The sequence below is a fragment of the Methylobacterium sp. 190mf genome (assembly GCF_900107945.1).
Taxonomy (GTDB): domain Bacteria; phylum Pseudomonadota; class Alphaproteobacteria; order Rhizobiales; family Beijerinckiaceae; genus Methylobacterium.
This window is the reverse complement of record NZ_FNVI01000019.1, coordinates 108,606-132,955: the sequence shown is the minus strand read 5'-3', so window position 1 is coordinate 132,955 and position 24,350 is coordinate 108,606. Positions and strand designations below refer to the sequence as shown.

Genomic DNA, 24,350 nt, shown 5'->3' with positions numbered 1-24,350 from the left:
GATAGCCGACTTAATCTTCGTGGCGCTCCAGGAATGCTTCGATGGGCAGCCCGCGGAAATCCGGCAGCGCCCGGCGCAGGCGCTCGTGGTCCCAGTCCCACCACGCCAAGCGGGTCAGACGGTCCGCGACCGCCTCGGGGAAGCGGCGCCGGACCGGCCGGGCGGGATTGCCGACGACGATCGTGTAGGGCTCGACGTCGCGGGTGACGATGGCGCCCGCCCCCACCACCGCGCCGGTGCCGATCGTGCGCCCGGGCAGGACGACCGCGCCGTGGCCGATCCAGACATCGTGGCCGATCGCCACCGGGCTCGCCCGGCGCCGGTCGAAGAAGGCGGGCTCGTCCGATTCTTCCGGCCAGTAGGCGCGCGCCCGGTAGGTGAAGTGCGCCTGCGACGCCCGCTCCATCGGGTGGTTGCCGGGATTGATCCGCACGCTGGCGGCGATCGAGCAGAACTTTCCGATCGCGGTGTAGATCACCTCGCCGTCCTCACCGATGTAGGAATAGTCGTCGAGGGTCGTCTCGGTGAGGCGGGTGCGGGCGCCGACCTCGGTGTAGCGGCCGAGGCGGCTGTCAACGACCCGGGCGCTCGGATCGAGCGCGGGTTCGAGGCCGAGGGGGCGGTCAACCACGGGCCTCTCCGAAGGGCAGGCGCGCCAGGAGCCGGAACGGTCCCGACCCGTCCTGGGTCAGGAGGCTGACGGCGTCGATCCGCAGGGGCTCCGGTCCCGCGGCGGCGTAGGCCTCGGACAGGCGCCGGTGCCAGAGGTCGCGCTCCGCCTCCGGCAGGGCGTCGGTCAGGGTCATGTGGAAGCGGAAGGCCTCGAACACGTAGGGGTAGCCCCAGCGGTCGAGGAGCGCGCGGCCGCGCGGGTCGAGGCGCTCCGGCCGGCGCTTGGCGCGCTCGGCCTCCGTGAGCGGTGCCCGGAACGGGTCGAGGGCGGCGACGCACTCGGCGGCGAGGAGCCCGAGTTCCGGCGGGGGTGTCTCCGGCACCAGGGCGAGGAACGGCCCGAGGGCGGCGACCCGGAGCGGCCCCACCGCCACCGGCGGGTGCGCGGCCGCGAGGGCGCGGGCGGCGGCCACGAGGTCGGCCTCCCCGGTGCCCGGGGCGAGGCGCAGCGGCGCCTTGAGGGTGGCGTGGAACCCGTAGACCCGCGCGCCCGCCGTGACGGGTGCGAGATCGCCGAGCCCCTCCGGGTGCGGGACCGGCAGCCCGGTGACGTTGTCGGTGCCGAGGATCGCCCGGCCGAAGCCTTCGAGGCGCGAATCCGGGGCGGGCAGCCAGTAGAGGGCGTAGCGGCGCGACACGTCAGGGCCTCCGATCGCCGGGCGGTCAGGCCGTCGGCGCGTAGGTGCGCGCGTCGGCGGCCCGCCGGGGGCGCACGTCCATGGCATTGCCCCGCCACACGATGGCGCTCCGCATCCAGGCGCCGACCCAGATCGCCGGGATCAGGGCGTCGCGCGCCAGGAAGGCGGCCAGCGTGCGGGGCGAGCGGTGCCAGCCCGCGCGGAGAGCGAGCCGGTGCTCCGCGGCATAGCACAGGGCGGCGAGGCCGGCAGCGCCCGCGAGGCCCGCGAGGCTTCCGGCCCAGAGGGCGACGAGGAGCGCCGGCAGCAGGACGCCGCTGCCGATCTCGGGGGCGAAGAACAGCGGGAAGGTCACGCGGCGCAGGCGCGCCCAGCGCAGCTGCCGCGCCCAGACCTCCCGGAAGCCGCGCGGGCCGAGCGGCTGCTCGAACGGGCTCGCCACGAGGTGGACCCGCTTGCCGGCGGCGCGCACGAGCTTGGTGGCGGCCGCGTCCTCGGCGATCTCGGCCGCGAGCGCCTGGAGGCCACCCTGCGCCTCCAGGAAGGGCTTGTGCCAGAGCATGCTCTTGCCCTGCGCGAAGCCCAGCCCGAAGGCCTCGGCGGCGTATTGCCAGCGCGCCTGCAGGGTGTTCAGGAAGGCGCACTCCACCTCCGCCATGAAGCTGCCCGGGCGGGCGCCGGCCGGGGTGGAGCAGACGAGGCCGGTATCGGCGCGCCACGCCGCCTGCAGCCGCTGGAGGTAGTCCGGCGGCATGGCGACGTTGGAATCGGCGAGCACCACCCAGTCGTGGGCGGCGGCGCGCCAGCCGCGCAGGCAGTTGTTGAGCTTCGGGTTCGCGCTGACGCGCTCGTCGCCGAGGATCAGGCGGGCGGGCACGTGCGGGTGGGCCTCGATCAGGCGCTCCACCATCGGGACGATCGGGTCGGCCGGGTCGGCCACGCAGAAGATCAGCTCGTAGGACGGGTAGTCGAGGCGGAAGCTGCGGAGGAGCATCTCCTCGCTGTAGGCCTCGACCCCGCGCAGGGGGCGGACCAGGGAGACGGGCGCGCCGTCCGGGAACCGCGACGGGCCGTGGTCCCGGCCGAGGCGCCGGGCCGCGACGGCGATGCTGCCGATCTGGACGACGGCCAGGAGCGCGCCGAGGGACAGGGCCGGCACCGTGGCGTCAATCATGCGGATCCCTCGTGCGATCGGGCGAGCGGTCCGGTCCGCTAGCGGCCGGACCGCGTCAGGCGTGTGACAGCGCCGCCCGACGCTCTCGGACACGCACTCGGACACGCTCGCCGACGCGCGGCGTCGCGGGCCGTCACCCAACCGTCACCGCGCGGTTTTAATCCCCGCTCACCACGAAAGATTCCGCGCGAGGGTTCATGTCCGATACCGCCGTGATGCCGTCGGGAGCGGTGGGAGGCCGGAAGGCGGGCGGCCCGCGCCTCGACCACGGGATGCATCTCGGCGGGGTGGTGGCGTTCCTGCTCGTCCTCGTGGCGGGCCTGGGCTACGCGGTGGTGAGCCTCATCGCGGACATGAACGCGGTCGGGGAGGCGCCCCTGGCCTACGGCGCCTTCGCGCTGCTCGGCCTCGCCCTGCTGATCGCCCTCGCCTTCGAGTTCGTGAACGGCTTCCACGACACCGCCAACGCGGTCGCCACGGTGATCTACACCCACTCGATGCCGCCGCTCGTCGCGGTGATCTGGTCGGGCGTCTTCAACTTCCTCGGCGTGATGCTGTCCTCGGGCGCCGTGGCCTACGCGATCGTCACGCTGCTGCCGGTCGAGCTGATCCTCAACGTCGGCTCGCACGCGGGCTACGCGATGATCTTCGCGCTGCTGCTGGCGGCCATCATCTGGAACCTCGGGACCTGGGCGTTCGGGCTGCCGAACTCGTCGTCCCACGCGCTGATCGGCTCGGTGCTCGGCGTCGGCCTCGCCAACCAGCTGATGAACGGCGGCGACGGCACCGCGGGCGTCGACTGGACCCAGGCGCTCAACGTGTTCAAGGCGCTGCTGTTCTCGCCGGTCTGCGGCTTCGTGCTCGCGGCGCTGCTGCTGCTCGCCCTGAAGGTCACGGTCCGCCGCAGGGACCTCTACGAGGCGCCCGCGGGCGAGGCGCCGCCGCCCCCGTGGATCCGCGGCCTGCTGATCCTCACCTGCACGCTGGTCTCGTTCTTCCACGGCGGCAATGACGGGCAGAAGGGCATGGGCCTGATCATGCTGATCCTGATCGGCGCCGCCCCCACCGCCTACGCGCTCAACCGCACCATGGCGGACGACACGACGCCCGCCTTCGTGCAGGCCTCGACGGCGGCGAGCGCGGTGTTCTCCGCCCGCGCCCCCGGCGCCGCGGTGCCGGACGCCGCGGCCGCGCGCCGGACCGTGACGGAGGCGCTCAAGACCAAGGCGCTGAACACGCCGCCCGTCTACGCGGCGCTGGCGGCGCTCTCGAACGACATCGCCGCCAGCGTGAAGAATTACGGCGCGATCCGCACGGTGCCGGCCGCCCAGACCCAGAACCTGCGCAGCGACATGTACCTCGCCGCCGACGCGGTGCGCGTCCTGCCGGGCGCCGGGGCGGACTTCTCGGAAGCCGACAAGGCCGACCTGAAGCGCTACGCGGGCCTGCTCAACGACGGCACGCGCTACATCCCGGGCTGGGTCAAGGTCTGCGTCGCCCTGGCGCTGGGTCTCGGCACCATGGTCGGATGGAAGCGCATCGTCGTCACGGTGGGCGAGAAGATCGGCAAGACCCACCTGACCTACGCGCAGGGCGCGTCGGCCGAGATCGTCGCCGCCGGCACGATCGGGCTGGCCGAGCTCTACGGCCTGCCGGTCTCGACCACCCACATCCTGTCGTCGGGCGTCGCCGGCACGATGGCGGCCAACGGCTCGGGCCTCCAGATGTCCACGGTGCGCAACATGGCGCTCGCCTGGATCCTGACCCTGCCGGCGGCGATCACCCTCGCGGCCGCTCTCTTCTACCTCCTGCGCCACGTGTTCTGACGCGGGTCCGGCCGGACGGGCCGGAGACCGCGCTCCGCCCCCCGACGAAGTGACCCGGTCTCCGGCCTCCCGCAGCGCGCCACGGCGCTTCAGGAACTCGCCATCGCCCGCACGAAGGCCAGGCAGGTCCGGCGCGCCGCCGGACTGTCGATCGCCACGAAGGCCGAGACGAGGTCGGCCGCCTGGGTCATGGCCGCGTCGGGCCGGTCGGCATCCGGGTAGAAGCTCGCCACCGGCACGTCGAGGATGCCGGCGATGCGGCTCAGGGCGTCGCTCGTGCGCGCCGCCCCCGGTACCGGCGCGCGGTCCCGGGCCGGATCCGCGGAAGCGTCGGGCGCCATCGCTCAGGCCGCCTTGTGGCCGAGCTGGATCGCCCGGGCGATCTCCGAGCGCCGCGCGGCGTAGCCCGGGGCCACCATCGGGTAGTCGGCCGGCAGGCCGTACTTCGCCCGGTACCGCTCGGGGGTGAGGCCGTGCGCGGTGAGGTGGCGCTTCAGAGTCTGGTAGGACCGGCCGTCGATGAAGCTGATCAGGCCGTCCTGCTGGATCGAGGCATCGACCTGCGACTGGCTCAGCCCGACCCCGCCGAACTCCGACGGCGCGCAGCGGAGCACCGCGATCGCCGTGTGCACTTGGTCGATCAGCGCCGGCAGTGCCGTGACCTCGATCGCGTTGCGCGAGACGTAGGCCGCGACGATCGCGCCGACCTTCTCCAGCATGAAGGTTGAACGGTGGTCGGTGAGGTGGTCCATCTGAGACATCGCTGTTGGAGGGCGTCCCGATCCTCGTGCCCCGTCTCCGGTGGGCCCGCTCGCGCGGGCTTTGCGGGACGAAACCGAGACGACGGGCCAGCCGAGGGATTTCTACCTCAAGTTGATTTCACTCCGTTTCTTGAGGTTGCAGATAATATACAATATGAGCGGCCGGCGGTTTGTCCGGCAGCGCGAGGTTTTTTGCTCCACCGCGCAACCGGCGGCATTCCCGCCATGGTTACTGATACGTTCACTGATTTCGGCCGCTGAGATCGGCGACTGAACCGGATGTCGGCATCGGCCGATCCCGGCGGCGCGCAACCTCGGGGGCCCCCGGCGCCGATCCGGGACCGCTCGGTCGCGGCGGTCGCGCGCCTGACCGATCCCGCCCGCGCAGCGTGCGGCCACGCCCGTCTCGCCCCGCTCCGGGGCCAGCCGCGGCCCGCCGCCCCGGCCGCGCCGGGGCGGCGGGCCGTCTCACGCCGCGCGGTCGCTCCGGCGCAGGCTCGCCGGCATGGCGAAGAGCGCGAGCCCGGCGGCGACGAGGCAGAGCACCCCGATCCCGTAAAGGGCGGGCGTCGTCGAGCCGGTGAGATCCTTCACCCAGCCGACCATCACGGGGCTGACGATGCCACCGAACTGCCCGAGCGTGTTGATCAGCGCGATCCCGCCCGCCGCGCCGACGCCGGTGACGAGCTTGGCCGGCAGGGTCCAGAAGGTCGGGATCGAGGCGACGATGCCGGCCCCCAGCAGCGTCAGGGCGAACATCAGCGGCACGATGTGCTTGTCGAACAGGCCGGCGCCGAAGAAGCCGAGCGCCGCCGCGATGGCGAGGCCCGCGACGAATTTCGGCCGCTCGCCCGAGGCGTCGGACAGGCGCCCGATCACCACCATGCTGATCGCCCCGCAGATGTAGGGGATCGCCGTCAGGAAGCCCACCGAGGCCGCCTGGCCGCCGCTCGCGGTCTTGATCAGGTCCGGCCCCCAGAAGTTCAGACCGTACGAGCCGATCTGGAGCAGGAAGTAGATCAGCGCGATCATCAGGAAGCCGGGCTGCTTGATCGCCCCGATCAGCGAGTGGTCGCCGATGTCCCGGTTGTGGTGTGCGATCCGGCTCGACAGGAGCGCCTTCTCGGGCTCGGACAGCCAGCGGGCATCGGCGATCCGGTCGTCGAGGCGCGTCAGCACGAGCATTCCGAGCACGAGGCAGGGCAGGCCGCCGGCCAGGAACAGCCATTGCCAGCCGGCGAGGCCGCCGACGCCGTTGAGGCCGCCGAGGATCAGGCCCGCCACCGGCGCCCCGAAGATCCCCGAGAAGGCCGAGGCCACGAACATGAACGAGGTGATGCGGCCGCGATGCGAGGCCGGGAACCAGATGGTCAGGTAATAGAGGATGCCCGGCGCGAAGCCCGCCTCCATGGCGCCGATCAGGAAGCGCAGGGCGTAGAAGTGCCACTCGCTGCGGATGAAGATCATCAGCGCGGTGGCGATGCCCCAGGAGATCATGATCCGGGCGATCCAGCGCCGCGCCCCGACCCGGTAGAGGAACAGGTTCGAGGGCACCTCGAAGATCACGTAACCGACGACGAACATGCTCGCGCCGAGCCCGTAGGCGACGTTGCTGAAGCCGAGGTCGCTCTGGAGCTGGAACTTGGCGAAGCTGATGTTGATGCGGTCGAAGAACGCGAACATGTAGCAGATCATGATCAGCGGCATGAGCCGCCACGCGACCTTGTGGACGACGCCGGTCTCCGTCACCGCGCCGGCCTCGGCGGCGGCCGGCGACCCGGACAGGGCTGCAGTCATGGTTTCCTCCGTGGTGTGTTCTTGAGGGACGTGTCGTGGGCGGTGCCGCCTTCGGGCGGGCGGCTTCCCGCGAAGTCAGGTTCGGGCGCAGCTCACGGCACACGACGGCGACGCCGCCTTCGCCGGACGAGGCGCGGGTACCCTCTCCCGTGCGGGAGAGGGACAGGGTGAGGGATCAGGTCTGTCTGGATGAGAAGCGTCCTGCCGGCGCGTCGACGGTGTGCCGCATCCGGAGAGTTCTCATCCCTCACCCCGACCCTCTCCCGAACGGGAGAGGGAGCGCGTCGCGTCCAACGCGTGGGGCCGGCCATTGTGAGCCCGCCCCTCCCCGTCTCCGGCTCAGGCCGCCCGGGCGGGGGCCGGATGCAGGTCGCAGGGCCGTCCAGCCTTGGCGACTTGGCCGGGCACGTCGTGGCCGACGAGGCGCGGCAGGTCCCGCGACAGGCCGATCAGCGCCGGGAGGTCGAGGCCTGTCGGCAGGCCCATCTCGTGGGCCATGCTGACGAGATCCTCGGTGCAGATGTTGCCGGTGGCACCGGGCGCGAACGGGCAGCCGCCCAGGCCGCCGAGCGCCGCATCGAAGCGCCGGGCGCCCGCGTCGTAGGCCGCCAGCACGTTGGCGAGGCCGAGGCCGCGCGTGTTGTGGAAGTGGAGCGTCAGGCGCCCGGGACCGACCAGGGGCAGGACCCGCGCGACGAGGCGGCTCACCTGCCGGGGATTGGCCATGCCGGTCGTGTCGGCCAGCGTCACCCCGTCGACGCCCAGCGACAGGTAGCGCTCCACCTGCGCGACGACCCTGTCGGCCGGCTGGTCGCCCTCGAACGGGCAGCCGAAGGCGGTCGCCACCGTGGCGTTGGTGCTGAGTGGGGCGCCGCGCACCGAATCCATGATCCGCGCGAAGCCGGCGATCGAGTCGGCCGGGCTCATGCCCATGTTGGCGCGGTTGTGGGTCTCACTCACCGAGGCGACGAGGTTGATCTCGTCGACCCTGGCGGCGAGCGCCCGCTCGGCGCCCTTCGGGTTCGGCACCAGGGCGACGTAGACGGTCCCGGACCGGCGCCGGATCCCGGAGAAGACCTCGGCCGCGTCGGCGAGCGCCGGCACCGCCTTCGGCGAGACGAAGGACGAGACCTCGATCCGGCTGAAGCCGGCCGCCGCCAGGGCGTCGATCAGGCGGATCTTCTCCGCCGTCGGCACGAAGACCGGCTCGATCTGGAAGCCGTCGCGGGTCGCGACCTCCTGGACGATCAGCGCGTCGCCGCTCATGCCACGGCTCCCTTCTCGCGCAGCGCGGCGATGCGCGCCGGGTCGAGACCGAGCTCGGCGAGCACGGAATCGGTGTGGGCGCCGAGGGCCGGCCCCTGCCAGCGGACCTCGCCGGGCGTGTCGGAGAGCTTCGGGACGATGCCGGGCATCTTCACCGCGGTCCCGCCGGGCAGCTCCGCCTGCAGGATCATGTCGCGCGCCTGATAATGCGGGTCGGCCACGATGTCGGCCACCGAGTAGATGCGGCCGGCCGGCACGTCGGCGGCGTCGAGGGCGGCGAGCGCCTCCTCGACCGTCTGCGTCTTCGACCAGTCGGCGATGGTGCCGTCCAGCATGGCGGATTGCCTGGAGCGTCCCTCGTTGTTGCGCAGCGCCGGGTCGTCCGCGAGGTCGGGCCGGCCGATCGCCGTCATCAGGCGGCGGAAGATCGGGTCGCTGTTGCCGGCGATGACCACGTAGCCGCCGTCCCGCGTCGGGTAGGTGTTCGACGGGGTGATGCCCGGCAGGGCGCCGCCGGTGCGGGTGCGGACCTCGCCCAGCAGGTCGTATTCCGGGACGAGGCTCTCCATGACGTTGAACACGCTCTCGACGAGCGAGACGTCGATGACCTGGCCCGCGCCCTGCCCGGTCTTGACCCGCAGCAGGGCCATCAGCGCGCCGATGACGCCGTGGAGCGAGGCAAGGGTGTCGCCGATGCTGACGCCGACCCGGGCCGGCGGGGCCTCCGGGCTGCCGGTGGTGAAGCGGATGCCGCCCATCGACTCGCCGATGGCGCCGAAGCCGGGCCGGTCGCGGTAGGGGCCGGTCTGGCCGTAGCCCGAGATCCGGACCATCACGAGCTTCGGGTTGAGGGCGGAGAGCACGTCCCAGCCGAGGCCGAGCTTCTCCAGGCCGCCGGGACGGAAGTTCTCGACCACCACGTCGGCGCTCGCGGCGAGCTGCTTGACGATGTCGAGCCCCTCGGGCGACTTCAGATTGACGGCGATCGACTTCTTGTTGCGCGACTGCAGGTACCACCAGAGCGAGGTGCCCTCGTGCATCTTGCGCCACTTCCGGAGGGGATCGCCCTCACCCGGGGGCTCGACCTTGATGACCTCGGCGCCGAACTCGGCCATCAGCCGCGTCGCGAAGGGCGCGGCGATCAGCTGACCGAGCTCGAGAACGCGGATACCGCTGAGCGGACCGGACACGGCTTTCCTCCATCGTTTGTTGCCCCGGAGATAGGGCTCTTCCGGTAGCCAAGTCCAAACGCCATGCACCACCCTGCGTTCGCCGACGGAGAACGCGGGCTCAGCGCCCGGCCTCCCGGAGATGCTCCAGCAGGAGGGCGGCCGCGGGCGACAGGGCGCCCGGGCGGACGACGAGGCGCAGCGTGCGCACGGCCCAGGGATCGGTGAGCGGCACCGCGCCGAGCCGCATCGGGGGGCCGAGCAGGGCGTAGACGCGCTCCGGCACGGTCCCGAGGCCGAGCCCGACCTGCGCCATGCGGCAGATCGCGTCGAAGCTCGGGACGTGCATGCGCAACCGCAGGGGCCGGCCGAGGCGCCGGGCCTCGTCGCGCAGGGCGGCGTAGATCGAGCTCTCCGCGTGCAGCCCGACATGGTCGTAGTCGAGGGTGTCGGCCAGCGCGACGGCGCCGCGGCCGCTCAGGGGATGTCCGGCCGGCATCACCAGGACGAGGCGGTCGCTCCGGTACGGGTAGGCGGTGAGGCTGCGGGTGTCGGTGTTGCCCGCGCAGAGGCCGAGATCGGCGAAGCCCTCCTCGACGCCGGCGACGACGCCTCCGCTCGGCCGCTCCTCCAGGTCGACCCGGATCCCGTCCTGCGCCGCCAGGAACGCCTGCAGGTCCTCGGGCAGGAACTCCACGATGGCCGAGAGGTTGGCGAGCACCCGCACGAAGCCGCGCACGCCCCGGGCGTGCTCGGCGAGTTCCAGGGCGATCTGCTCGGCGCTCGCCAGCATCCGCCGGGTGTGGTGCAGCAGGGTCTCGCCCGCCGGGGTGAGCCGCATGCCGCGCGGCTCGCGGGTGAGCAGCGTGCAGCCCAGCGCGTGCTCCAGCTCGGCGAGGCGCTTGCTCACCGCCGAGGGCGCGATCGCCGCCCGGCGGGCCGCGCCGTTCAGGGTCCCCTCCGCGCAGATGGCCGCGAACAGCCGGAGCGTCTTCAGGTCGAGGCGGCTCAGGGTCGCGGCCGCGGGCAGGTCGGCGGACATCCGGCGGCTCGGTCCGGGCGCGCCGTCAGTCGCGGGATCCGACCGGCTGGCCGTAGGTGCCGAGACCGGCCTTGGCCCCCTCCCGGTTGACGAGGCCGAAGCGCAGCACAGCCTGCTCCAGGTAGTCGATCGCGTCGACGAGGTGGGCGCGCGCCGCGGCGACGCTCTCGTCCCCCTCCTCGACCGGCGTCTCTGCGAGCTTCACGGCGGCGATCAGGACGCGGTCGCGCTCGTCCTCGATCCGCGGATCGCGGGCGAGGTGGCCCCGGACCCGGGCGTCGAACGTCGCGATGACCGACCAGGGCAGCGCGTCCTTGCCGGACGGCGCCCGGTACGCCCGGGCGTGGCGCCGCGCGTCGGCGCTGGCGGCCCTGACATCGTCGGCGAGTGCTGCATCCATTCCCGGCCTCCGCGGCGCCGCGCCGATCGGTCCTCGGCCGGACCATCGGCTCGAGGGTCCGAACGTGCGCCGGCCCGGTCCGTTGCCGACGCCCTTAGCGGGCCGCGCCACAAACCTTCAAGACCCGTCGGGCGAGGGCCTTACCTTGGCGGTTCCGGCCCTTATCTCTCGGGCTCGTGATCAAGCGGCCGAGTCTCGGCCGGCAGATGGGGGACGATATGGGAACGACGCTGACGGCCGGCGCGGTGCGCCGGACATCGCCCGCGGCGCGCCTCCTCGGCGTGCTCTCGGTGATCCTGGTGGCCGCGGGTCTCTCCGGCTGCGGGGCGGTCAACCGGGTGCCGACGCTGCAGGAGCAGGCCAAATCCGCGTGGAGCGAGGTGCAGAACCAGTACCAGCGGCGGGCCGACCTGATCCCCAACCTCGTCGAGACCGTGAAGGGCTACGCGCAGCAGGAGAAGGACGTGCTGATCGGCGTCACCGAGGCGCGCGCCAAGGCGTCCAGCGTAAAGGTCGACGCCTCCACGGTCAGCGATCCGCAGAAGTTCAAGGAGTACCAGGACGCCCAGAACCAGCTCTCGGGCGCGCTCGGACGCCTGCTGGTGACGGTGGAGCGGTATCCCGACCTCAAGTCGAACCAGAACTTCCTCGCCCTGCAATCCCAGCTGGAGGGCACCGAGAACCGCATCGCGGTGGCGCGGCGCGACTACATCACGGCCGTGCAGGCCTACAACACCGAGGTGCGCACGATCCCGGGCCGCTGGATCGCGGCCGTGCTGTACCCCGACGCCAAGCCGATGGAGACCTTCACGGCGACGCCGAACGCCGACCGGCCGCCGAACGTGAAGTTCTAGGATGCGGCGCGTGGGGCGGCGCGTAGGACCGACCATGACCCGGACCCGGGGCGGGATCCTGCCCGACCGGGTGCGGCTCGCCCTGTCGCTCGCCGTCCTGGCGGCCTGCCTGACGGTCTTCGCGCTCGGGGCGCTGGCGGCCGAGCTGACCTTCCCGGCGCTGACCGGCCGCGTCGTCGACGCGGCCGGCATCCTGACGCCGGAGCAGCGCGGCACCCTCGAGGCCAAGCTGAAGGCGCACGAGGACAAGACCTCGGACCAAGTGGTCGTCGCCACGGTGCCGAACCTGCAGGGCACGACCGTCGAGGACTACGCCAACCGCCTGTTCCGGGACTGGAAACTCGGGCAGGCCAAGACCAACAACGGCGTCCTGCTGCTGGTGGCCCCGAGCGAGCGGAAGGTCCGGATCGAGGTCGGCTACGGCCTGGAGGGGGCGCTGACCGACGCCCTGTCCAAGGTGATCATCGCCGGCGCCATCACGCCGCGCTTCAAGACCGGCGACTATTTCGGCGGCCTCGACGCCGGCGTCGACGGCATCCTGTCGATCCTGGCCGGCGACGCGCAGGACTGGCAGCGCAAGCCGCAGGTGCGGTCCGACGAGGTCGATCCCGCCCAGGTGGCGGTCTTCGTCGTCCTGCTCCTGATCGTGGTGTTCGTCGCGTGGCGCATGAGCCGGGGCGGCCGGTCGGGACCCGGCGGCCTCGTCATCCTGCCGGGCCCCGGCTCGGGCGGGTGGGGCGGCGGCTTCTCGGACGGCGGGTCGGGCGGCTCCTCGGGCGGTTTCGACGGTGGATTTTCCGGCGGCGGCGGCTCGTCGGGCGGCGGAGGGGCCTCCGGTGACTGGTAGACGCGCGGCTGTCCTGACTCCGGAAGCGCGGGAGCGGCTCGCCCAGGCGGTCGGGCGCGCGGAGGCCGGGACCTCCGGCGAGATCGTCGTGATGGTGAGCCGACGCGCCGGCGCCTACCGCTCGATCGTGCTGCTCACCGCCCTCGTCGCGGCGCTGGTCCTGCCCTGGCCGCTGATCGCCCTGACGGCCTGGAGCGCCGCGTCGATCCTGCTGGCGCAGGCAGCCCTCGTGACGGCGATCCTCGCGGCGAGCCAGAACGAGCGGCTGCGCATGGCCCTGGTGCCGCGCCGTCTGCGCCGCGCCCGCGCCCGGGAGGCGGCCCGGCGGGCCTTCTGGTCGCGCGGCCTGAGCCTGACGCGCCGGCGCACCGGCATCCTGCTCTACCTGTCGCTCGCCGAGCGGCACGCCGAGATCGTCACCGATCTCGGCGTCCTGCGGGAGATCCCGCCCTCCGCCTGGGACGGGATCCTCGCCGAGCTCATACCGGCGCTCGGGCGCGGCGCGATCGAGGACGGCCTGACGGCGGCGGTCGCGCGCGTCGGGGCCTGCCTGGCGGAGCATCTCCCCGCGGGCCCGGGCGATCCCGACGAGCTGCCGAACCGGGTCGTCGTGGTCGACTGACGGCGCCGCCGGCCGTCGCGGTCGGGCGTCCGTGACGCGTCATCCGAACGGTGGAGGCGCCGAAATCCGGCAGGCCGCACGATCGCTGTGGCCTGTGACACTCCGATATTGCGTCGGACTTCAACCGGATGCCATGGTGCGGCGCCGCACCAAGCACCTTGGGGTTGTGTAACTGCGCTGGACCGGCCGCGATTTCCCCTGTGAGTCCGGCGCGCCGGGGGCCACGGGGCACCCGCGCGTGAAGGCGCCGGCACCCGAGCAGGAGCGACGCCGGCCCGACCGGGGGCGCTCGAGGAGGCCGTGATGAAGATCCTGATCGCCGCGACGCCGCTCACCGGCCACGTGAACCCGCTCCTCGCCATCGGTCGGACGGTGGCGGCCCGGGGGGACGACGTCCTCGTGCTCACCGACCCGGCCTTCCGGCCGAAGGTCGAGGCGGCGGGCCTGCGCTTCACGCCCTACGCGGACAACCACGCGGCCGAGTACCGCGAGACCGAGCTGCCGGCCGGCCCGGAGCGCTACCGCCGCGAGTTCGAGCGGCGGTTCGTGGATCCGATGCCGGTCCAGGCCGCCGCCCTGCGGGCGCTGATCGCGGCCGAGGCGCCCGACGTGATCCTGGCCGGCAGCATGTTCCTGGGCGCGCTGCCGCTGCTGCTCGACAGCGCGCCGCGGCCGCCGATCGTGACCGTCAACGTCAGCATCCTGTTCCTCGACCGGCCCGACCACGCGCCCGTGGGCCTCGGCCTGCCGCCGGCCCGCGACCGGGACGATCTCGTCCGCTACGCGACCCTGAAGGCCGGCATGGACGCGGCCTTCGTCAACCCGGTGCGGGCCTACACGGACGCGAAGCTCGCCGCGCTCGGCCTGCCGCCCCTGCCGGCGTCCCTGCCCCACTCGATCGTGGTCCTGCCGGACCTGTTCCTGCAGCCGACCGTGCCGGGCTTCGAGTACGAGTACGGCACCCTGCCGCCCGGCCTGCGCTTCATCGGCCTGCTCGATCCGCCGACGCCGCCCGCGCCGCTCCCGGACTGGTGGCCCGATCTGGAGGCGGCGAACGCGGCGGGCCGGCCCGTCGTGCTGGTCACCCAGGGCACACTGGCCAACGCGGATTTCGGCGAGCTGGTCGAGCCGACACTGACCGCCCTGGCCGACCGGGACGATCTGCTGGTCCTGGCCACCACCGGCGGCCGCCCGGTGGACGCGCTGAAGGTTCCGGTCCCGGCCAACGCCCGGGTGTCGTGCTTCCTGCCGTTCCGCGAATTGCTGCCGCGGGTGAGCGTGCTGGTGACCAACGGCGGCTACGGCAGCGTCTCGCAGGCGCTCGCCGCCGGCGTGCCGATCGTGTCGGCCGGCCTGACCGAGGACAAGGCGGAGGTGAACGCGCGCATCGGCTGGTCCGGCGTCGGGATCAACCTCGGGACCAACGCGCCGGCCCCGGAGGCGGTCGGCGCCGCGGTGGCGCGGGTGCTCGGCGAGCCCGACTTCCGGGCGCGCGCCGGGGCGCTGCGGGACGCCTTCGCGGCCCGGGACGCCATGGCGTCGATCCTGACGGCTCTGGACGATCTCGCGCGCGCCGGGACCGATGCCGGGACCGCGCGCCGGCTGGCGAGGTCGGCGTGATGCCGGCCTCCGACACCGCGGCGCTCCGGGTCGTCGTGGATCTCAACCGCTGCCAGGGCTACGCCCAGTGCTGCTACGCCGCGCCGGACGCCTTCGCGATCCGCGGCCACGAGATCCTGTTCTACGATCCCGCGCCGCCGGCCGATCGCCGCGGCGCCATCGAGCGGGCCGTGCAGGCCTGCCCGGTCCGCGCCATCAGCCTCCAGGCCGGCCCGGACGACGGAGACGCGCCGTGACCCCCGAACCCGCCGGCATCGTCGTGGTCGGCGCCTCCCTCGCCGGCCTGCGCGGCGCCGAGACGCTGCGGCGGGGCGGGTACGACGGCCCGCTCACGCTGGTCGGCGCCGAGCCGTACCGGCCCTACGACCGGCCGCCCCTGTCGAAGCACGTGCTCGCCGGGGAACTCGCCGCCGACGCGACCCGGCTGCCGGAACTGGCGGATCTGCGCGCCCGCTGGCGTCTCGGGAGCCCGGCCGTCGCCCTCGACCGGGCAGCCCGCACGCTCCGGCTCGCCGACGGGTCGGCGCTGGCCTACGAGGCCCTGCTCATCGCCACCGGCGCCGAGGCCCGGCCCTGGCCGGCCGAGACCGGCGGCGGGCTCGCCGGCATCTTCACCCTGCGCGGGCGCGACGACGCGGCCGCCCTGCGGGACGCCCTGCTGGCGCGCCCGCGGCAGGTGCTCATCGTCGGCGGCGGCCTGATCGGTTGCGAGGCGGCCTCCTGCCTGCGCGACCTCGGCCTGCCCGTGACCCTGATCGACCCGAACGCCGCGCCCCTGGCCCGGGGTCTCGGGACCTTCGTCGGCGGCGTGATCGCCGAGCGTTTGCGCGAATCCGGCGCCACGTTCCACCCCGGCACGATGGTGCGGGCGTTCGAGGGCGACGCGGCGGGGCACGTCGCCCGGGCCCGGCTGGCGGACGGCAGCACCGTCGAGACCAACCTCGTCATCGCCGCCCTTGGGGCGACCCGGGCGACGGGCTGGCTGCGGGGCGCGGGCCTGCGCGCCGATGCCGGCGGCGTGACCTGCGACGCCGCCTGCCGGGTCCTCGACGCCGACGGGGTGCCCTGCCCGGACATCTACGCCGCGGGCGACGTCGCTCGGTGGCCGATCCCGCTCTACGGCAATCGGCTGATCGCCGTGGAGCACTGGGGCAACGCCGTCGAGCAGGCCGCCCACGCCGCGCGCAACATGCTGGCCGGCCCCGGCGAGCAGCGCCCCTACGGCCACCTGCCGGCCTTCTGGTCGAGCCAGTTCGGGATCAACATAAAGCTGGTCGGCCTCCCCGACGGCGCCGATTCCGTCGCGGTGGTGCAGGGGTCGCGGGCGTCCCGCCGCTTCCTCGCCGTCTACGGACGCGCCGGGCGCAGCATCGCGGCCGTCTCGTTCGATCAGGCGCGCTGGCTGCCGGCCTACGCGGAGGCGATCACGGCCGGCGACCCGTTCCCGCCGATCACCGACGCCACCGACCGGCCGCGCGTCGAGATGGCGGCCCCGGGCTTCCCGACGCCGCGCCGCGCCGCCCCGGCGCCGCCTTCCACCGAGGCCGTCCATGTCTGACGACGCGCTGTTCGCCGCCGTGATGGATCCGGCCAACCGGGCCGACCCGTACCCGCTCTATCGACGGTTGCGGCAGCAGCCGGTCTCCCGCCAGCGCGACGGCAGCTACGTCGTCTCCACGCACGCGGCGATCCGCAGCCTGCTGTTCGACCCGCGGCTCAGCTCCGAGGATCTGCCACCGCCTCGGCGGCCCCGCACTGGCAATCCGCTCAAGGACCTGATCCTCAACCCGATCAAGAACCGCATCAGCGCCACGCACCGCCCGTTCATCTTCCGCGATCCCCCGGACCACGACCGGCTGCGCAGCCTGGTGATGCGGGAATTCTCGATCGCGCGGGTTCAGGCGCTGCGGCCGCGGATCGCCCGGGAGGTGGACGGCCTGATCGACGCCTGCCGGGACCGGCGGGAGGTCTGTCTCGTGAGCGACCTCTCCTACCCGCTGCCGGTGACGGTGATCTGCGAGCTGCTCGGCGTGCCACGCGAGGACGAGCCGCGGTTCCAGGCCTGGGCGACGCAGCTCGCCACGGCCGTCGAGCCGGACGCGCGCCACGACGACGCGACCCGGCGCCAGATCGTCGGCGCCTTCGACGAGATCGCCGCCTACATGCGCGACCTCATCCGCGAGAAACGGCGGCGCCCGGCCGACGACATGCTGAGCGGCCTCGCCGCCCCCGGTCCGGACGGCCGGAAGCAGATGAGCGACTTCGACCTCCTGTCGACGGCGGTCCTGCTGCTGGTCGCCGGTCACGAGACCACCGTGAACCTCATCACCAACGCCATGCTGACCCTGCTCCGGCACCCCGAGGAGCTGGAGCGGCTCCGGGCCGATCCGGAGCGCGCGCCGCGGCTGATCGAGGAGGTCCTGCGCTACGAGCCGCCGGTGCACTTCCGGACCCGCAAGGCCCTCGGCGCGATCGCGGTGGCCGGCGAGATGATCCCCAAGGGGGCACCCGTCATCCTGATGTTCGCCGCCGCGAACCGGGATCCCGACCGGTTCGCGGAGCCAGACCGCTTCGATCCCGACCGGGGCGACATCGAGCATTTCGGCTTCGGCGGGGGCCTGCACTACTGCGTCGGCGCGCCCCTGGCGCGGCTCGAGGCCGAGATCGCCCTGGTGGCGCTGAGCCGCCGCCTCGTCGCCCCGCGGCTCGCGGTCGATCCGCCGCCCTACCGGCCGGGCGCGTCGCTCCGGGGGCCCGAGCAGCTCGGCATCGGCATCGACGGGATCGCCTGATCCGGACCGGGCCGGCGCGAGTCGTAAAGCGACGGTGAACGGGGCTGTTTCACGTGAAACATTCGTAAACCCCTTCGCCGCGGTCGCCCGGACGGCGACGCCGGAACTTGGCCGTGCCGAGGCGGGCTTTACGGGAGAGCGGCCGAGACGGCCGCAATCCCGAGAGCTTCCGGAGAGACGACGCCATGAAGGCATTGTGCTGGCACGGCCGCAACGACATCCGCTGCGACACGGTCCCGGATCCGGTCATCGAGGATTCCCGCGACGTCATCATCAAGGTGACGAGCTGCGCGATCTGCGGCTCGGACCTGCACCTGATGGACGGCCTGATGCCGACCATGAAGAGCGGCGACGTCCTCGGCCACGAATTCATGGGCGAAGTCGTCGAGGTCGGACAGGGCTTCACCAAGTTCAAGAAGGGCGACCGGATCGTGGTGCCCTTCAACATCAATTGCGGTGCATGCCGGCAGTGTAAGCTCGGCAACTTCTCGGTCTGCGAGCGGTCGAACCGCAACGCCGAGATGGCGGCCGCGCAGTTCGGCTACACGACGGCCGGCCTGTTCGGCTACTCGCACCTCACCGGCGGCTACGCGGGTGGCCAGGCCGAGTACGTGCGCGTGCCCATGGCGGACGTCGCCCCCATGAAGGTGCCGGACGGCATGGACGACGAATCCGTCCTGTTCCTCACCGACATCCTGCCCACCGGCTGGCAGGGCGCCGAGCACTGCGAGATCCGGGGCGGCGAGACGATCGCGGTCTGGGGCACCGGCCCGGTCGGCATCTTCGCGATCCAGTCCGCGAAGATCATGGGGGCCGAGCGGATCATCGCCATCGAGACCGTGCCCGAGCGGATCGCCCTGGCCAAGAAGGCCGGTGCCACCGACGTCATCGACTTCATGAACGAGGACGTGTTCGAGCGGATCAAGGAGATCACCAAGGGCCAGGGCGCCGACGGCGTGATCGACTGCGTCGGCATGGAGGCGAGCGCCGGCCACGGCGGCCTCACCGGCATGCTGTCGACGGTGCAGGAGAAGCTCACCGCCACCGAGCGCCCCTACGCGCTGGCCGAGGCCATCAACGCGGTCCGCCCCTGCGGGATCGTCTCGGTGCCGGGCGTCTACGGCGGCCCGATTCCGGTCAACATGGGGGCGATCGTCCAGAAGGGCCTGACCCTCAAGAGCGGCCAGACGCACGTGAAGCGCTACCTCGAGCCGCTGACCAAGCTGATCCAAGAGGGCAAGATCGACATGACCTCCTTGATCACCCACCGCTCGCAGGATCTCGGGGAGGGCCCGGACCTCTACAAGACCTTCCGCGACAAGAAGGACGGCTGCGTGAAGGTGGTGTTCCACCTGAACTGAGGCGGCGGCGTCCCGGTCGGCGATCGGCCGGGACGCCCCTCTCCGCCGGGCTGGGCGCGGCGTCCCGAAAGCGTGTAGAGCCGGCAACGCGCTCACCGACCACGCGGGGTGTCCATGTGCAATCTCTACAGCCTGCGAACCGGCCCGGCGGACTTGCGCCGGGCCTTCGAGATCGCGGAGGATCGCACCGGAAACCTCCCGCTGTTGCCGGCTATCTTTCCCGACCAGCTGGCGCCTGTGGTCCTGAACGGCGCGACCGGCCGCGACCTCGCGATGATGCGCTGGGGCATGCCCGGCCCGAAGGCGTTCGGCGAGCACCCGATCACCAACGTGCGCAACGCCGCGAGCCCGCACTGGCGGCCCTGGCTCGGCGTCGCCCACCGCTGCCTCGTGCCGGTCACCGCCTTCAGCGAGTACGCCGACACCAAGCCGCGCAAGACGCCGGTCTGGTTCGCCCTGGACGAGGACCGGCCGCTCTTCGCCTTCGCGGGGATCTGGCGGCCCTGGACCGGCGTGCGCGGCACGAAGCGCGAGAACCCCGACCGGGTCGCCGCGGAGCACCGGCTCTTCGCCTTCCTGACCACCGAGGCGAACGGCGTCGTCGGGCCGGTCCATCCCAAGGCCAGGCCGGTCCTGCTCACGAAGCCGGAGGAATGGGCGACGTGGCTGGAGGCGCCGACCGCGGAGGCGCTCCGGCTCCAGCGGCCGCTTCCCGACGCGGCGATGCGCGAGGTCGCCCGCGGCGCGCGCTCGGACGGGCCGGAGGCCGAAGCCGAGGCGTGAGGGGCGCTAGCCGCCGGCCGGCTCGCCGGAGGGCCCGTCGGGCGCGGCCGACCAGCCGCGGGCCCGCCAGCGCGACACCACGGCGGCGTTGAGCCGGGCGATGCGCGCCCGGTGCGCCTCCCAGAACGACATCGGCTTCGCCGGGACGGCGGCGACGCGGGTCCGGTGGACGGGGCCCGCCGGCCGCGCGGCGAGACGGTCCGGCGCGGCCGCGCGGGCGCTCGCCCGGACGACGCGCGCCTCCGGGTTGCCGAGGATCGCCTGGGCGCGGGCGCAGTAGAGCTGCGACAGCGGCGACATCGCCTCCGAACCGTGGCCGGCCCGGTACTTCATCAGGGCGCGGCAGAGGTCGCCGTCGGCCCGGCGCCACGCCTCGGCGAGGTAGCGGACGCCGTAGCGGACGTTGATCTCCGGCGACGCCAGTTCGGCGACGGTGCCGCGGAAGCCGAGCATCGCCGCGGTGGTCGGGCGGACCTGCATCAGACCGACCTCGCCCACGCTGCCGACGACGGTGGGATCGTAGCCGCTCTCGATCCGCGCGACGGCGTCGGCCACCGCGAGGGGCAGGCCGGTGCCGGCGGCCTCGCGGGCGATGAGCGGCAGGTAGCGGGCGCGGGCGTCGGCGGCGACCGGTGCGGGCGCGGGTGCGGGCACGGCCGCAGGCGCGGGCGGGACCGGCGGCAGGGCTGCCATGCCGACGGCGTGCACCGCCAGGAAGGTGGCGGGCCGGGCCTGCGCGGGGGCGGCGCAGGTCAGCAGCAGGAGAAGCAACGGAGCGCGCATCGGCCGCCACGGAGAGGAACCGGGACCTGTCTATCCCGGCCGCCTCAACGAAGCCTTTCGCCGGCGCGCGCCCTACTGGATAGGGCCGCGGTCCCGCGCCTGCAGCAGCCGCAGGGCCTCGCCCAGGACCGCGTGGAGGTCGGCCGCGCCCTGCTGGCTCAGCGGCAGCCCGACCCGCTGCCCGTGGATCGTGTCGAGGACCAGCATGGCGAGGTCCTCGCCGATCAGCAGGTTGGATCCGGGCAGGCAGAGTGGCAGCACGAAATCGCCCTCGACCTCGCCGAGGGCGTCGACCGCGTCCGCGGGCCGGAAGGGCGGTTTCCGATCGGTCATCGCTCCTCTCCTCGCATTCCTCCCGGCGCCGGTCCCCGGCGCCGCGGCTCAGTCGCGGTCCGGCATCCGCACCGACCGCACCGTGAGCGTGTCGATCTCCAGCGAACCGACCTCCAGGGTGCCGATCCGGGCGCGGCCCACCGAGAGGCGGCCGATCGCGAAGGCGCCGACCGCCACGACGCCGAGGGCCGCGGCCCCGAGGGCCAGCGCGCCCAGGGCCGACGCCCCGATCGCCCCCGCGCCGACGGCGCCCGATCCCAGGATCGCCGTGTCGTGGGACGGGATCACCCCCGTCCCGTCGGGGCGGCTCTGCGCCTCCGGAACCCTCGAACGCGACATGCGGATTCCTCTCCGAGCGGGCGACTGCGGAGCCAGCTATACCCGACGTTAACCGCGTTTTCACGCCGCTCGGAGACGATGGCACTCGATCCCGGCCGGCCCGGACCGCGCGTCCGCCGCCAGAGAGGACGTCGCCCGTGCAGCACCTGTTCCAGGCCGTCGCGATCTTCGCGTTCGGCTGCCTGCTGATCCATGCCGGTCGCGCCTATGCCCGGGCGACCACGCTCCTGCTCTCCGCGACCGTGCTGATGCTGAGCGTCACCCTCGGCACCGTGCTCTGCCAGCGGATCGGCCTTCCGGGGCGCTCCGTCGCGGCCGGCCCGTCCTACACGGTGGCGCTCGGCCGGCCCGCTCCGTAGAGCCGCGTCCGGTATGACGGGATGCGCCCGAGGCTCGGGACGGTGTCGCGCGGTGGGGCCGCGCCGGTCGAGCGGGATCAGGGCCAGACGCGGATCGCCACCGGGCGGCGCAGCAGGTCGCGGTCGGAGGTGATCGTGCAGCCCTCCGTGCGCAGGCTCGCGTAGGTCAGCAGCGCCCGGTCGCCGACGTCGTCGAAGTTGCGGCCGCGCGCGTCCGGGTCGAGCAGCGAAGGGTAGGCGAGGAGCGGCGCCGTCGCCGCGCACGGGTCGTCGTAGAGGGTCGCGCCCTCGAGCAGCAGGCGCGGGCTGTCCCAGGCGATCAGGTCGCGGGAGGTGGTCCAGTAGAAGCCCGACCGGGGAAAGCCCTCCCCCGCCTTGGCCATGAACACGGCGATCCAGGCGCCCGTGCCGCGGTGCCGGACGACGGCGCCGACCGGGCCCGGGAACGGCCCGACCGGCCGGCAGGTCGCCGTGTTCGGGCGGGCGGCGCGGTAGGGGTCCGGGAAGGCGGCGGTGAAGCCGGTGCCGGTCCAGGCCCGCCAGCGGGCCGGGTCGGCCGGGTCGTCGCTGCGGAACAGGCAGACCCCGGCCTCCTGATCGCTGCCGGGCCGGGTCCAGCCGGTGGTCGAGGCGAGGAAGTACCGCCACGTCCCGTCCGCGACGATGTTCGACGGGTTGAAGAAGCCGCGGTGGCGGCCCTGGTCGACCTCCTGCCGGAACGGCGCCCCGGCGACCACGACAGGCGGGCTCTGGCGCTTGAAGCTGCGGCCGCCATCCGTCGAGGCTGCGGCCGTGATCGTGTTGTACCAGCAGGCCATGTAGCTGGCCGCCGGGCAGCGGCCGGGATGCTCGTTGGCCTGGTACTCGTGGTGGAGGAGCGCGGCCACGCGGCTCCCGTCCTCGGTCCAGGTGGCGGTGATCCAGGAGCGGTCGTCGTAGGTGGCCGGATCGGGCTTCTCGCCCGAATCGAGCACCACCGCGCAGTCGATCTTGAGATGCTCGAGGTCGGGACCGCGCAGCGCCCGGTTGCGGTAATGCATCCCGTAGAGCGCCACCGCGCCCGACACGTCCCGGAAGGCGCGCGCCGGCGCGTCGGGCACGTCGGCGCCGTCGCAGGCGTCGCGCCCCGCCTTGAAGACGAGCGCGGGCGGCCCGACCAGCGTCAGCGCCGAGAGCGGCGGCTCGGGCGCGGCCGCGGCAACGCGCGGGAGGAGCGCCAGGGATAGCGCCAGGGGGAGCGCCAGGGAAAGCGTCGGCAGGATCCGGCGCGCCGCCGTCCCGGAGCCGGTTGGGCGCGCGGCGCGCGTCCGTCCGGCGATCCCGTTCGCCCAACCCATGATCGCCACCCGGCTGCGTCCCGGCCGCGCCTGGACAAACAGGCGGAGATTCGCTTGAGAACCATTACAGAGTGCTTGCCGCCGACCGGACGCGCGCGGCCCGACCGAAAGTCATCCATGGTTCTCCTGATCCTCGGGCTGGTGCTGTTCCTCGGCACGCACGCCTTCTCGATGGCCCGCACCCGCCGCGCCGCGATCGTCGGCCGGATCGGCGAGGGCCGCTACAAGCTCGGCTACACCGCCCTGTCGCTGCTCGGGCTCGTGCTGATCGGGATCGGCTTCCACGATTACCGGCTCGCCGGCTATATCCCGGTCTGGGACCCGCCCGTCTGGACGCGCCACCTCGCCCTGACGCTGGTCTGGGCCGCCTTCGTGTGCCTCGCGGCCGCCTACCTGCCGGGCCATATCCGCGCCAAGGCCAAGCACCCGATGCTGCTCGCCGTGAAGATCTGGGCGACGGCGCACCTCCTCGCCAACGGCGATCTCGGCTCGATGCTGCTGTTCGGCGGCTTCCTTGCCTGGGCGGTGACCGCCCGGATCAGCGCCAAGCGCCGGGGCCTCGCCCCGGGGGCGGTCGCGGCCCAGCACGGCGGTCCGGCGGCGGCCCCGCTGGGCTGGCGCAACGACGTCCTGGCCCTGGTGATCGGCACGGCCGCATGGTTCGTCTTCGCCCGCTACCTGCACTACCCGGTGATCGGCGTGCCGGTCTGGCCGGGTACCCCGGCCTGAGCCGGCCCCCGAGACGACACCCGAGGCGGCCCCGAGACATGGCCTGTCGCCAACCCGGCGCCCGTGTGTTAGGCGCGGGGCCCGAACGCGACGAGGTGGCCCGCTGAGATCATGCGGGCCGGGATAGAATGGCCGAGAACAACGAGTTCCTCCGCGAAGTCGACGAGGATTACCGCCGCGACCGGATCCTCCAGATCTGGAAGCGCTACAGCGGCGTGATCATCGCGCTCGCCGTGCTGCTGGTGGCGGGCGTCGCGGGCTGGCGCTACTGGCAGGCCCAGCAGCGCGCGGCGGCCGAGGTGGCCTCGGTGCAGTTCGACGACGCCAACCGCCTCGCCAAGGACGGCAAGGTCGCGGAGGCCGACAAGGCCTTCGACGCCCTCGAGGCGCAGGGCCCGGCGGGCTACCGCCTGCTCGCCCGGTTCCGGGCGGCGGCCGAGACCGGCAAGCGCGACCCGGCGGCCGGGGCCGCGGAGTTCGACAAGCTCGCCGACGATACCGGCCTCGGCGACGGCCTGCGCGACCTCGCGCGCCTGCGCGCCGCGCTGCTGCGCCTCGACGGAGCGAACCCGGATCCGGCGCTCGCCAACCTCCAGGGCCTCGCCGCCGGGACGCCGTTCCGCCACACGGCCCGCGAGATGCTGGGCCTCGCCGCCCTGAAGAAGGGCGATTACGAGGACGCCAGCCGCTGGTTCGACCAGATCGTGGCCGATCCCGACACGCCGCGGAACCTGCGCGAGCGGATCGAGGTCTACGCGGCGATCGTCGCGGGCGGCCCCGTGACGGTGACCGCGGCCAAGCCCGAGCCCGCCGCGCCGCCGCCGCCGATCACGCGCTGATTTCATC

Annotated in this window: 27 protein-coding genes; 13 read left to right on the top strand and 14 right to left on the bottom strand. The window is 73.2% G+C overall.

Annotated elements, in window-relative coordinates:
• Positions 1-10 precede the first annotated feature (10 nt).
• Genes C4T42_RS21745 through C4T42_RS21735 form a run of 3 tightly spaced genes read right to left on the bottom strand, consistent with a single transcriptional unit; the run spans position 11 to position 2,484 of the window.
• On the bottom strand, positions 11-631 hold the full coding sequence (locus tag C4T42_RS21745) for a chloramphenicol acetyltransferase (protein WP_103985858.1): 621 nt from the start codon (positions 629-631) through the stop codon (positions 11-13).
• A complete protein-coding gene (locus C4T42_RS21740) occupies positions 624-1,310 on the bottom strand; it encodes a DUF1045 domain-containing protein (protein ID WP_103985857.1) in 687 nt (228 codons plus the stop codon). The genes C4T42_RS21745 and C4T42_RS21740 overlap by 8 nt, the downstream gene beginning before the upstream one ends.
• A gap of 25 nt (positions 1,311-1,335) precedes the next feature.
• Positions 1,336-2,484, bottom strand: a complete 1,149-nt coding sequence (locus C4T42_RS21735) for a ceramide glucosyltransferase (RefSeq protein ID WP_103985856.1) — start codon at positions 2,482-2,484, stop codon at positions 1,336-1,338.
• A 197-nt stretch (positions 2,485-2,681) separates the two neighbouring features.
• On the opposite strand from C4T42_RS21735, the gene C4T42_RS21730 reads away from it, so the two are divergent.
• Entirely contained in the window at positions 2,682-4,310 is a 1,629-nt protein-coding gene (locus C4T42_RS21730) for an inorganic phosphate transporter (RefSeq protein ID WP_103985855.1), read from the top strand.
• 89 nt (positions 4,311-4,399) lie between these two features.
• Here the strand turns inward: C4T42_RS21730 and C4T42_RS21725 are convergent, their stop codons facing one another.
• The 7 genes from C4T42_RS21725 to C4T42_RS21690 all read right to left on the bottom strand — a co-directional run bounded on the left by C4T42_RS21725 (position 4,400) and on the right by C4T42_RS21690 (position 10,745).
• Entirely contained in the window at positions 4,400-4,651 is a 252-nt protein-coding gene (locus tag C4T42_RS21725) for a hypothetical protein (protein WP_020093774.1), read from the bottom strand.
• A gap of 3 nt (positions 4,652-4,654) precedes the next feature.
• Positions 4,655-5,062: a MucR family transcriptional regulator gene (locus tag C4T42_RS21720; RefSeq protein ID WP_020093775.1), complete on the bottom strand. Its 408-nt coding sequence runs from the start codon at positions 5,060-5,062 to the stop codon at positions 4,655-4,657.
• Positions 5,063-5,539: 477 nt separating this feature from the next.
• Positions 5,540-6,868 (bottom strand): MFS transporter, encoded by a 1,329-nt coding sequence (locus C4T42_RS21710; RefSeq protein WP_103985854.1) that lies wholly within the window; start codon positions 6,866-6,868, stop codon positions 5,540-5,542.
• Between the two features lie 339 nt (positions 6,869-7,207).
• A complete protein-coding gene (locus tag C4T42_RS21705; RefSeq protein WP_020093778.1) occupies positions 7,208-8,134 on the bottom strand; it encodes a hydroxymethylglutaryl-CoA lyase in 927 nt (308 codons plus the stop codon).
• Positions 8,131-9,324: a CaiB/BaiF CoA-transferase family protein gene (locus C4T42_RS21700; protein ID WP_020093779.1), complete on the bottom strand. Its 1,194-nt coding sequence runs from the start codon at positions 9,322-9,324 to the stop codon at positions 8,131-8,133. Before C4T42_RS21700 ends, C4T42_RS21705 begins: the two co-directional genes overlap by 4 nt.
• A 100-nt stretch (positions 9,325-9,424) precedes the next feature.
• Positions 9,425-10,345 (bottom strand): LysR substrate-binding domain-containing protein, encoded by a 921-nt coding sequence (locus C4T42_RS21695; protein WP_020093780.1) that lies wholly within the window; start codon positions 10,343-10,345, stop codon positions 9,425-9,427.
• Between the two features lie 25 nt (positions 10,346-10,370).
• The gene (locus tag C4T42_RS21690) at positions 10,371-10,745 is read right to left on the bottom strand and encodes a hypothetical protein (RefSeq protein ID WP_020093781.1); all 375 of its coding nucleotides are present in this window, start codon (positions 10,743-10,745) and stop codon (positions 10,371-10,373) included.
• Positions 10,746-10,963: 218 nt separating this feature from the next.
• Here C4T42_RS21690 and C4T42_RS21685 point away from each other — a divergent pair, with 218 nt between their 5' ends.
• The 9 genes from C4T42_RS21685 (at position 10,964) to C4T42_RS21645 (ending at position 19,624) form a co-directional block, all read left to right on the top strand.
• On the top strand, positions 10,964-11,599 hold the full coding sequence (locus tag C4T42_RS21685) for a LemA family protein (protein WP_020093782.1): 636 nt from the start codon (positions 10,964-10,966) through the stop codon (positions 11,597-11,599).
• Between the two features lie 34 nt (positions 11,600-11,633).
• Positions 11,634-12,446 (top strand): TPM domain-containing protein, encoded by an 813-nt coding sequence (locus C4T42_RS21680; protein ID WP_020093783.1) that lies wholly within the window; start codon positions 11,634-11,636, stop codon positions 12,444-12,446.
• Positions 12,436-13,068 (top strand): TPM domain-containing protein, encoded by a 633-nt coding sequence (locus C4T42_RS21675; protein WP_026605021.1) that lies wholly within the window; start codon positions 12,436-12,438, stop codon positions 13,066-13,068. The genes C4T42_RS21680 and C4T42_RS21675 overlap by 11 nt, the downstream gene beginning before the upstream one ends.
• Before the next feature lie 303 nt (positions 13,069-13,371).
• Complete coding sequence (locus C4T42_RS21670; protein ID WP_020093785.1) at positions 13,372-14,688, top strand: nucleotide disphospho-sugar-binding domain-containing protein; 1,317 nt, start codon at positions 13,372-13,374, stop codon at positions 14,686-14,688.
• Positions 14,688-14,924, top strand: a complete 237-nt coding sequence (locus C4T42_RS21665) for a ferredoxin (RefSeq protein ID WP_020093786.1) — start codon at positions 14,688-14,690, stop codon at positions 14,922-14,924. The genes C4T42_RS21670 and C4T42_RS21665 overlap by 1 nt, the downstream gene beginning before the upstream one ends.
• Positions 14,921-16,246 carry an FAD-dependent oxidoreductase gene (locus tag C4T42_RS21660; protein WP_020093787.1) on the top strand — a complete coding sequence of 442 codons (1,326 nt, stop codon included), beginning with the start codon at positions 14,921-14,923 and terminating at the stop codon, positions 16,244-16,246. The genes C4T42_RS21665 and C4T42_RS21660 overlap by 4 nt, the downstream gene beginning before the upstream one ends.
• A complete protein-coding gene (locus C4T42_RS21655) occupies positions 16,239-17,480 on the top strand; it encodes a cytochrome P450 (protein ID WP_020093788.1) in 1,242 nt (413 codons plus the stop codon). The genes C4T42_RS21660 and C4T42_RS21655 overlap by 8 nt, the downstream gene beginning before the upstream one ends.
• 185 nt (positions 17,481-17,665) lie before the next feature.
• Positions 17,666-18,841, top strand: coding sequence for a zinc-dependent alcohol dehydrogenase (locus tag C4T42_RS21650; protein WP_103985853.1), 1,176 nt, complete (start codon positions 17,666-17,668; stop codon positions 18,839-18,841).
• A 114-nt stretch (positions 18,842-18,955) separates the two neighbouring features.
• Positions 18,956-19,624, top strand: a complete 669-nt coding sequence (locus tag C4T42_RS21645; RefSeq protein ID WP_103985852.1) for an SOS response-associated peptidase family protein — start codon at positions 18,956-18,958, stop codon at positions 19,622-19,624.
• A gap of 6 nt (positions 19,625-19,630) precedes the next feature.
• Here C4T42_RS21645 and C4T42_RS21640 read toward each other — a convergent pair whose 3' ends face one another.
• From C4T42_RS21640 to C4T42_RS21630, 3 genes are all read right to left on the bottom strand, one after another.
• Complete coding sequence (locus C4T42_RS21640; protein WP_026605022.1) at positions 19,631-20,407, bottom strand: transglycosylase SLT domain-containing protein; 777 nt, start codon at positions 20,405-20,407, stop codon at positions 19,631-19,633.
• A 72-nt stretch (positions 20,408-20,479) separates the two neighbouring features.
• Positions 20,480-20,740 (bottom strand): hypothetical protein, encoded by a 261-nt coding sequence (locus C4T42_RS21635; RefSeq protein WP_020093792.1) that lies wholly within the window; start codon positions 20,738-20,740, stop codon positions 20,480-20,482.
• 48 nt (positions 20,741-20,788) lie between these two features.
• The gene (locus C4T42_RS21630; RefSeq protein WP_020093793.1) at positions 20,789-21,079 is read right to left on the bottom strand and encodes a hypothetical protein; all 291 of its coding nucleotides are present in this window, start codon (positions 21,077-21,079) and stop codon (positions 20,789-20,791) included.
• Positions 21,080-21,216: 137 nt separating this feature from the next.
• Between C4T42_RS21630 and C4T42_RS21625 the strand changes: the two genes are divergently transcribed.
• Positions 21,217-21,438 (top strand): hypothetical protein, encoded by a 222-nt coding sequence (locus C4T42_RS21625; protein WP_020093794.1) that lies wholly within the window; start codon positions 21,217-21,219, stop codon positions 21,436-21,438.
• A gap of 77 nt (positions 21,439-21,515) precedes the next feature.
• Here the strand turns inward: C4T42_RS21625 and C4T42_RS21620 are convergent, their stop codons facing one another.
• Positions 21,516-22,775, bottom strand: a complete 1,260-nt coding sequence (locus tag C4T42_RS21620) for a hypothetical protein (protein WP_244603256.1) — start codon at positions 22,773-22,775, stop codon at positions 21,516-21,518.
• A gap of 117 nt (positions 22,776-22,892) precedes the next feature.
• On the opposite strand from C4T42_RS21620, the gene C4T42_RS21615 reads away from it, so the two are divergent.
• A complete protein-coding gene (locus C4T42_RS21615) occupies positions 22,893-23,504 on the top strand; it encodes an NnrU family protein (RefSeq protein ID WP_020093796.1) in 612 nt (203 codons plus the stop codon).
• Positions 23,505-23,632: 128 nt separating this feature from the next.
• Positions 23,633-24,343 (top strand): tetratricopeptide repeat protein, encoded by a 711-nt coding sequence (locus C4T42_RS21610; protein WP_020093797.1) that lies wholly within the window; start codon positions 23,633-23,635, stop codon positions 24,341-24,343.
• The last annotated feature ends 7 nt before the right edge of the window (positions 24,344-24,350 follow it).